Source organism: Streptomyces sp. NPDC048297, from assembly GCF_043201585.1.
GTDB lineage: Bacteria > Actinomycetota > Actinomycetes > Streptomycetales > Streptomycetaceae > Streptomyces.
Genome location: NZ_JBICZA010000009.1, coordinates 60,277 through 67,740, shown reverse-complemented (window position 1 = coordinate 67,740; position 7,464 = coordinate 60,277). Strand labels below are relative to the sequence as shown.

The 7,464-nt window shown below is 73.4% G+C and carries 7 protein-coding genes; 3 read left to right on the top strand and 4 right to left on the bottom strand.

All coding sequences use genetic code 11. The annotated features are described in order from the left end of the window. Positions 1-552: 552 nt before the first annotated feature. The 3 genes from ACGFYV_RS12225 to ACGFYV_RS12215 all read right to left on the bottom strand — a co-directional run bounded on the left by ACGFYV_RS12225 (position 553) and on the right by ACGFYV_RS12215 (position 2,834). Positions 553-1,350 (bottom strand): SURF1 family protein, encoded by a 798-nt coding sequence (locus ACGFYV_RS12225; protein ID WP_393878276.1) that lies wholly within the window; start codon positions 1,348-1,350, stop codon positions 553-555. Positions 1,351-1,492: 142 nt separating this feature from the next. After that, entirely contained in the window at positions 1,493-1,726 is a 234-nt protein-coding gene (locus tag ACGFYV_RS12220; protein WP_393878275.1) for a hypothetical protein, read from the bottom strand. Positions 1,727-1,847: 121 nt separating this feature from the next. Further along, positions 1,848-2,834 (bottom strand): DEDDh family exonuclease, encoded by a 987-nt coding sequence (locus ACGFYV_RS12215; RefSeq protein WP_393878274.1) that lies wholly within the window; start codon positions 2,832-2,834, stop codon positions 1,848-1,850. Positions 2,835-3,100: 266 nt separating this feature from the next. Here ACGFYV_RS12215 and ACGFYV_RS12210 point away from each other — a divergent pair, with 266 nt between their 5' ends. The 3 genes from ACGFYV_RS12210 (at position 3,101) to ACGFYV_RS12200 (ending at position 5,870) form a co-directional block, all read left to right on the top strand. Further along, the gene (locus ACGFYV_RS12210; protein WP_393878273.1) at positions 3,101-3,811 is read left to right on the top strand and encodes a VIT family protein; all 711 of its coding nucleotides are present in this window, start codon (positions 3,101-3,103) and stop codon (positions 3,809-3,811) included. 77 nt (positions 3,812-3,888) lie between these two features. After that, positions 3,889-4,788, top strand: coding sequence for a sterol desaturase family protein (locus tag ACGFYV_RS12205; RefSeq protein ID WP_393878272.1), 900 nt, complete (start codon positions 3,889-3,891; stop codon positions 4,786-4,788). A gap of 35 nt (positions 4,789-4,823) precedes the next feature. Beyond that, the gene (locus ACGFYV_RS12200) at positions 4,824-5,870 is read left to right on the top strand and encodes a zinc-dependent alcohol dehydrogenase family protein (RefSeq protein WP_393878271.1); all 1,047 of its coding nucleotides are present in this window, start codon (positions 4,824-4,826) and stop codon (positions 5,868-5,870) included. A 28-nt stretch (positions 5,871-5,898) separates the two neighbouring features. Here ACGFYV_RS12200 and ACGFYV_RS12195 read toward each other — a convergent pair whose 3' ends face one another. Continuing rightward, complete coding sequence (locus ACGFYV_RS12195; protein WP_393878270.1) at positions 5,899-7,284, bottom strand: CoA transferase; 1,386 nt, start codon at positions 7,282-7,284, stop codon at positions 5,899-5,901. Between the last annotated feature and the right edge of the window lie 180 nt (positions 7,285-7,464).

Sequence of the window (7,464 nt, the reverse complement as noted above, 5' to 3'; positions counted from 1 at the left end):
GCGCGGTCTCCTGTCGGATGGCTGCCGTCCCCTGTGGGGACGACTGCGGTCCTTCGCCGGGGTGGTTGCCGTTCCTCGCTGGTGCGACCACCGCCCTTCGCTGGGGCGGTTGCCGTCTCCTGCCAGGGCGGCTGCGGTCTCTCGCCGGGGTGGGCGCGGTCTCCTGTCGGATGGCTGCCGTCCCCTGTGGGGACGACTGCGGTCCTTCGCCGGGGTGGTTGCCGTTCCTCGCTGGTGCGACCACCGCCCCTCGCTGGGGCGGTTGCGGTTTCCTGCCGGGGTGGCTGCCGGCTCTCGCCGAGGTGGGCGCGATCTTCTGCCGAGTGGCTGCCGTCTCCTGTCGGGGCGACTGCGGTCCTTCGCCGGGGTGGTTGCCGTTCCTCGCTGGTGCGACCACCGCCCTTCGCTGGGGCGGTTGCCGTCTCCTGCCAGGGCGGCTGCGGTCTCTCGTCGGGGTGGGCGCGGTCTCCTGTCGGATGGCTGCCGTCTCCTGTCGGGGCGACTGCGGTCCTTCGCCAGGGCGGCTGCGGTCCCCCGTCGGGGTAGCTGCCGTCAGACGGTGGCCGGTTCCGTTGTCTCGGGTTTTTCTTCGGCCGGGGCCTCCTCGCGGTCACGGATCTCGCGCCGGACCAGGAACCACCAGCCGACCGGGACGGCCGCGGCGAACAGCCACCACTGGATCATGTACGCGTAGTTCAGCGGAGCGTCCTCGCTGCCGGGGCTGGAGATCTGCTCCGGCGAGCCGTCCTTCGGCTCCGGCGCGGTCTGCTCGACGTAGCCGCCGAGGACCTTCGCGCCCAGCCGCCGCGCCTCCTCCGCACTGCTGATCAGCATGATCTGCCGGTCGGGCAGGCCCTCGACGTTCTTGATGCCGCTCGCAGCGGTGGTCTCGTCGGCCTTCAGCCGTCCGGTGATGGTGGTCCGGCCCGCCGGCGGCACGGGGATCTTCGGGAAGGCGGTCTGCACGCCGTTCGCGGGGATCCAGCCGCGGTTGACCAGCAGGACCTTGCCGTCCGTCAGGACGAGCGGGGTCAGGACGTGGAAGCCGACCTCGTCGTCGGCGTTGGTGCGGCGCCGGACCACGACCTCGCGGGACGTGTCGAAGGTGCCGGTCGCGGTGACGGTCCGGTACTTCTCGGTGCGGGTCACGGCGTGTCCGGGGGAGGTGAGCCGCTCCACGGGCACGGGCTTCGCGTGCAGCGCGGCGGAGACCAGGTTGTTACGGGCGGTGCGTTCGTCGTACCGGTGCTGCTGCCAGAAGCCGAGGCGGATCATCGTGGGGATCAGCGCGATCGCGAAGAGGGTGAGGATCACCCACTGGCGGGTCAGCAGGAAGCGGTAGCGGTGCACCCCACGACGGTACCCCCGGACCGTGGGGTGCCTCGTCGTGGGGTGCCTTGTCGTGGCGCGCCCCGCCGTGGCACGCCGTGTCCCGGCGGGGCATGCCGGTCCTGGCGTGTCGTGTCCTGGCGTGCCTTCGCGCGGAGCCGGGTCACACCCGGTCCACCACCCCCGCCCTGCCCTCGGCGCGCGCGCAGTGGGCGCCGCAGTACCAGTGACCCTCCACCTCGACGCCCTGCCCGATGATCTGCACCCGGCAGTGTTCGCAGATCGGGGCCATGCGATGGATCGCACAGGAGAAGCAGTCGAACACGTGCACAGCGCCCTGCGCGTGGACCTCGAAGGTCATTCCGTAGTCATTGCCGCAAACTTCACATGTCGCCATGCGGCACAGCGTGAGCCGTCACCGACGTCCGGGCGAGCGGGCGCCGGGCGAGTCGCGGGGAATCACCCGTCCGTACGGCCCATCATCACGGCCCGTCATCACGGCCCGTCATCACGGCCCGTCATCCGTCCGCCGGCTCGACGTCCCTCAGTAGCTGGCCGAACGCGGCCTCGTCGAGGACCGGCGTGCCGAACTGACGGGCCTTGACCACCTTCGAGGTGCCCGAGTCGGGGTCGTTGGTGACCAGCAGGCTGGTCAGCCGGGACAGGCTCGTCGCCACGTGCAGCCCGGCCTCGGTCGCCCGGTCCTCCAGCAGCTCCCGCTCGGTGGAGGTGTCCCCGGAGAACGCCACCCGCATGCCCTGCTTGAGGCGTCTGCCGTCCTCGTAGCGGCCCGGGTTGGGGTACGGGCACGCGGGCCGCTTCCGGGACGGGCGCCAACTGCCCGGCCGGTAACCGCCGTAGCCCCCGCTCGCCTGCCGGCCGATCCGGGGCGTGTCCGACCACTCCGTCAGCGGCCGGCACTCCAGCAGCGGCAGCCGTACGCCGCCCGCCGCCGCGGCCCGCAGGCTGGGCCGGAACGCCTCGGCGAGCACGCGCGCGTCGTCCAGCGCGTGGTGCGCCCGCTGCTGTACGACCCCGAAGTGCGCCGCGAGCGACTCCAGTTTGAAGTTGGGCAGCGGCAGCGCCAGTTCCTTGGAGAGCGCGATCGTGCACAGCCGCTGACGCACCGGCGCCTCGCGCTCCGCACGCGCGTACTCCCGGGCGATCATCTGCCAGTCGAAGACCGCGTTGTGCGCGACCAGCACCCGGCCGTCCAGGCGGGCCGCGAACTCCTCGGCGACCTCCGGGAAGAGCGGGGCACCTTCCAGCACGTCGCTCGTCAGGCCGTGTATCCACACGGGTCCCGGATCTCGCTCCGGATTGACCAGCGTGTACCAGTGGTCCTCGACCTCGCCGCGCGCGTCCAGCCGGTAGACGGCCGCCGAGATGATCCGGTCGTCCCGGGCCAGGCCGGTGGTCTCCACGTCAACGACCGCGTATCCCTTCGGATACGCGGCCGGCCACTGGGTGGGGGAGGACACTGCGGTCGCACGGTCTTCGAGCATGGTCATTGAGGATACGGGCCACGACTGACAGCACCGTCCCGCAGGGCCCGGCCCGCCGTCCCGCGCCCGCCCCCCTGCTCGGCCCTCCGCTCGGCCCCCGTACGCGCGTGCGGCGCTCGTCCCCGCTGCCTGAGCGCGGTGCTCGCATGCGGTGCTCGCGTGCCGTACTCGCGTGCCGTATCGCCGAGAACTCGTCCGGTGGCGGGCCGAGTTCCCTCGGGGGTCGGTGCGGGCGCGGTCGCCTCCGAAGTGCGATCCTCCGTCATGTGACGGAACCAACCCATGACGAGGCCCACCAGGGCGCGCTCGGCTCGCGCCTGAACTGGCTGCGCGCGGCCGTACTGGGCGCCAACGACGGCATCGTCTCCACCGCGGGCATCGTCGTCGGTGTCGCCGGCGCGACCGGGGACCGGGCCACCCTGCTCACCGCGGGCCTCGCCGGGCTGCTGGCCGGCTCGATGTCCATGGCGGCGGGCGAGTACGTCTCCGTCTCCACGCAGCGCGACTCGGAGTTGGCCGCGCTGGCCATGGAGAAGCGCGAGCTGACCGAACAGCCGGAGGCCGAACTGGTCGAGCTGACCGAGCTGTTGGAGGCGCGCGGCCTGACCCGGGAGGTGGCCCTGGAGGCCGCCGAGCAACTCACCGCGCGGGACGCCCTGAGGGCCCACGCGCGCGTGGAGCTGGGCATCGACCCGGACGAGCTGACCAACCCCTGGCACGCGGCCTGGGCGAGCTTCCTGGCCTTCACCGTGGGCGCGTTGCTGCCCCTGCTGGCCATCGTGCTCCCGCCGGCCGGCTGGCGGCTCCCGGTGACCGTGGTCTCCGTCCTGGCCGCGCTGGTGCTCACCGGGTGGTGCAGCGCCCGGCTGGGGGCCGCGGACGCGAAGCGGGCGGTGCTGCGCAACGTGGTGGGCGGCGCGCTCGCGATGGGCGTGACGTACGCGGCGGGCAGCCTGCTGGGAGCGGTGGGCGTGTAGGCGCGGGCCCCGCCCGGCCCGATACTTCTCGGTAACAACCTCTGGCCGTGACGGTCCGGCGGCTCTACCGTGCACGCATGCCGAATCTCCCCGACGTCGTGATCTGGTCGATACCGGCCTTCATCCTGCTGACCGTCGTCGAGATGATCAGCGTCCGCCGCCGTCCCGACGAGGACGCCGCCGGGTACGAGACGAAGGACGCCGCGGCGAGCCTGTCCATGGGGCTCGGCAGCCTGTTCTTCGACGCCCTGTGGAAGGTCCCGGTCGTCGCGATCTACACGGCGCTCTACGCGCTCACCCCGCTGCGCGTGCCCGTCCTGTGGTGGACGGTGCCGCTGATGCTGCTCGCGCAGGACTTCTTCTCCTACTGGTCCCACCGCGGCCACCACGTGATCCGCATCCTGTGGGCCTGCCGCGTCGTCCACCACTCCAGCAGGAAGTTCAACCTCACCACGGCACTGCGCCAGCCCTGGACGTCGCTGACGTCCTGGCCGTTCTACGTCCCACTCGTCGCCCTGGGCGTGCACCCGGCCGCGCTGGCCTTCTGCTCCTCGGTCAGCCTCGTCTACCAGTTCTGGATCCACACCGAGCGGATCGACAGGATGCCCCGGTGGTTCGAGTCCGTGTTCAACACGCCTCCCCACCACCGCGTGCACCACGCCTCCCAGGGCGGCTACCTCGACCGGAACTACGGCGGGATCCTCATCCTCTGGGACCGCCTCTTCGGCACCTTCGTGGCCGAGGTGGAGCGGCCCGTCTACGGGTTGACCAAGAACATCAACACGTTCAACCCGATCAAGGTGGCCACGCACGAGTACATGTCCATCGCGCGCGACCTCAAGGAAGCCTCCGGCCGGCGCGAGCGCGTGGGGCGCCTCTTGCGGGGGCCGGGCTGGCAGCCGCCCGCCCCGGGCACCCTCGGCGAGCGGCCCGCGGGTGCGGCGACGTACGGTGAAGTGCGCTCGACCACCCCCTGAGCGCACCACAGCCCCGTACGAGAAGGATCCTCGCCATGCGCGCCACCACCATCCACGCCCCGTACGACATGCGCGTGGAGGACGTTCCCGAGCCCGTGGTGCAACTGCCCACCGACGCCGTCGTCCGCGTGCTGCGCGCCTGCATCTGCGGCAGCGACCTGTGGGCCTACCGCGGTGAGGCGGCCCGGCAGCCGGGCCAGCGCATCGGGCACGAGTTCCTCGGCGTCGTCGAGGAGACCGGCTCCGAGGTGGGCACCGTGCGGCGCGGTGACCTCGTGGTCGCGCCCTTCATGTGGTCCGACGGCGTCTGCGAGTACTGCCGCGAGGGCCTGACGACCTCCTGCGAGCACGGCGGCTTCTGGGGCTCGGTCGGTTACGACGGCGGCCAGGGCGAGGCCGTGCGCGTCCCGTTCGCCGACGGCACCCTGGTCCGGCTGCCCAAGGAGGCGGCCTCCGACGACCGTCTGCTGTCGGCCCTGCTGACCCTCTCCGACGTCATGGGCACCGGCCACCACGCCGCCCTCGGCGCGGGCGCCCGCCCGGGTGCCACGGTCGCCGTGGTCGGTGACGGCGCGGTCGGCCTGTGCGCGGTGCTGGCCGCCAAGCGGCTCGGCGCCGAGCGGATCATCGCGCTGGGCCGCCACGAGGTCCGCACCGACATCGCGCGCCGCTTCGGCGCCACCGACGTCGTCGCCGAGCGCGGGGAAGCGGCCGTCGAGGCCGTCCGCGCCCTCACCCGCGGCCAGGGCGCGCACGCCGTGGTCGAGGCGGTCGGCACCGAGCAGTCCATGCGGACGGCCGTGAACATCACCCGCAGCGGCGGCGCGATCGGCTTCGTCGGCGTCCCCCACGGCAGCGGCACCGGCCTCGACCTCGGCGTCATGTTCGACCGGAACATCGCCCTGCGCGGCGGCGTCGCCCCGGTCCGCGCGTACATCCCCGACCTGCTGCCCGACGTCCTCGACGGCACGATCGACCCCAGCCCGGTGTTCGACATGACCGTCGGCATCGAGGGTGTACCGGACGGCTACAAGGCGATGGACGAACGCACCGCGCTCAAGGTGATGGTCACCAACGGCTGATCAACCCGACTGAATCAACCCGGCTGAATCAGCTTGACCGCGTCCAGGTCGGCGCGTCCGAGCCCCACGGCACCGGCGGGCGCGTCCAGCCGGCCGGGCCGCCGGTGAAGGAGACCGGCGGCCGGGCGTGCCGGAGCCGGCCGAGGCGGCTGTCCGTCTCCGTCAGCCAGGCGTCCGGCCCCTCGTACGCGGCACCTGTGTCCGGGGCCGACCGGATCCCGTCGGTGAGCCAGCGCGCGGTCCGGGCGAGCGCCAGCCGCACGCTCCGGCCGCGTCCGTCGTACGACCGCTCGGTCACCGCCCGCAGCACCGCCGCCGCCAGCAGATGGCCGGTGCCGTGGTCCAGGGCCTGGGCCGGCAGCGCGCCGGGCTCCCCGTCCGAGCCCTCGGTCACCGCGATGCCGGTCGCGACCTGCACCAGGCTGTCGAAGCCGCGCCGCCCGCCCCAGGGCCCGTACGCGCCCCACGCCGAGACCTGCGCCACGACCAGTCCCGGGCGCCGCTCGGCCAGCGCCTCGGGGGACAGCCCGAACCGGTCGAGGGCGCCCGGACGGTAGCCGGTGACCACGACGTCGGCCGAGGCCAGCAGCTCCTCGAAGGTGTCCCGCCCGGCGGCCAGGTCGAGGGTCGCCGACCGCTTGCCGAAGCCCGTGTCGGCGTGCAGGTCGGGGAGTTCGGGCGACTGCGGGGCGTCCACGCGCAGGACGTCCGCGCCGAGCAGGGCGAGGGTGCGGGTGGCGACGGGCCCCGCCAGCACGCGCGTCAGGTCGAGGACACGGAGCCCGGCGGCGGGCAGCAGGGGAGCGGCGGCCGGGTCGAGCGGCGGGAGCACGCGCGCGTGCGCCGAGCCCGGCCTCGCGTGCTCCACCAGCGGCCGTGCGGCCACCTCGGCGGCCTGCGGATGGCCCGCCCACTGCGCGGGCGTGCGCAGGGCCACGGCGAGGCCCCCGGCGCCGTACACCGCCTCCTCGGCCTCCAGGGCGGGGCGTTCGGCGAGTCGGCCGGCCACGTCCGCCACCGAGGCGCCCCGGGGAAGGCCCAGCGCGCCGAGCAACCGGGCCCGGTGGTGCGGGTAGTTGGCGTGCGTGCGCACCCAGCCGTCGGCCGTCCGCCAGAACCGGGACAGGGGCGCGAAGACGACCGGCTGCCGCCCGTCGACGTGCAGCGACTGCTCGCTGCGGAAGGCGGTGGCGACCGCGCCGTCGTCCACCCGGACCCCCGGCACCTCGGCGAGCCCGGCCCGCCGCGCCCCCAGTTCGGCCGCGGCCAGCGCACACGCGCCGACGCACGCACGCGCCAACTGCCGTACGGGCAGGCGCGCTTCCAGGGCTCCCGGGCGCTCGACAGCGGACACACGGGGAACCAGGGCGGGATCGCCGCCCAGTGCGGTCCATGCGAACTCGATGTCTGTCATGACTGCACTATGCATTATTGATTCAATCAACTTGTTGGGTGAACCCCCGGGCGGCGAGCGAGGTGGCGAACCGCCGCACCAGCGACGGGACGACCCGGTACGGGTACGGGTACGGGTGGGCGCCCCGGCCGCTCGCCGACGCGCCCACCCGCAGGCCCTGCTCGGACCTCACCCGCTCGT

Bases quoted from the DNA above. Each gene is read 5' to 3' on its own strand.
- ACGFYV_RS12220 (WP_393878275.1), bottom strand. From the start codon at position 1,726: ATGGCGACATGTGAAGTTTGCGGCAATGACTACGGAATGACCTTCGAG.
- ACGFYV_RS12215 (WP_393878274.1), bottom strand. From the start codon at position 2,834: ATGCTCGAAGACCGTGCGACCGCAGTGTCCTCCCCCACCCAGTGGCCG.
- ACGFYV_RS12205 (WP_393878272.1), top strand. From the start codon at position 3,889: ATGCCGAATCTCCCCGACGTCGTGATCTGGTCGATACCGGCCTTCATC.
- ACGFYV_RS12200 (WP_393878271.1), top strand. From the start codon at position 4,824: ATGCGCGCCACCACCATCCACGCCCCGTACGACATGCGCGTGGAGGAC.
- ACGFYV_RS12195 (WP_393878270.1), bottom strand. From the start codon at position 7,284: ATGACAGACATCGAGTTCGCATGGACCGCACTGGGCGGCGATCCCGCC.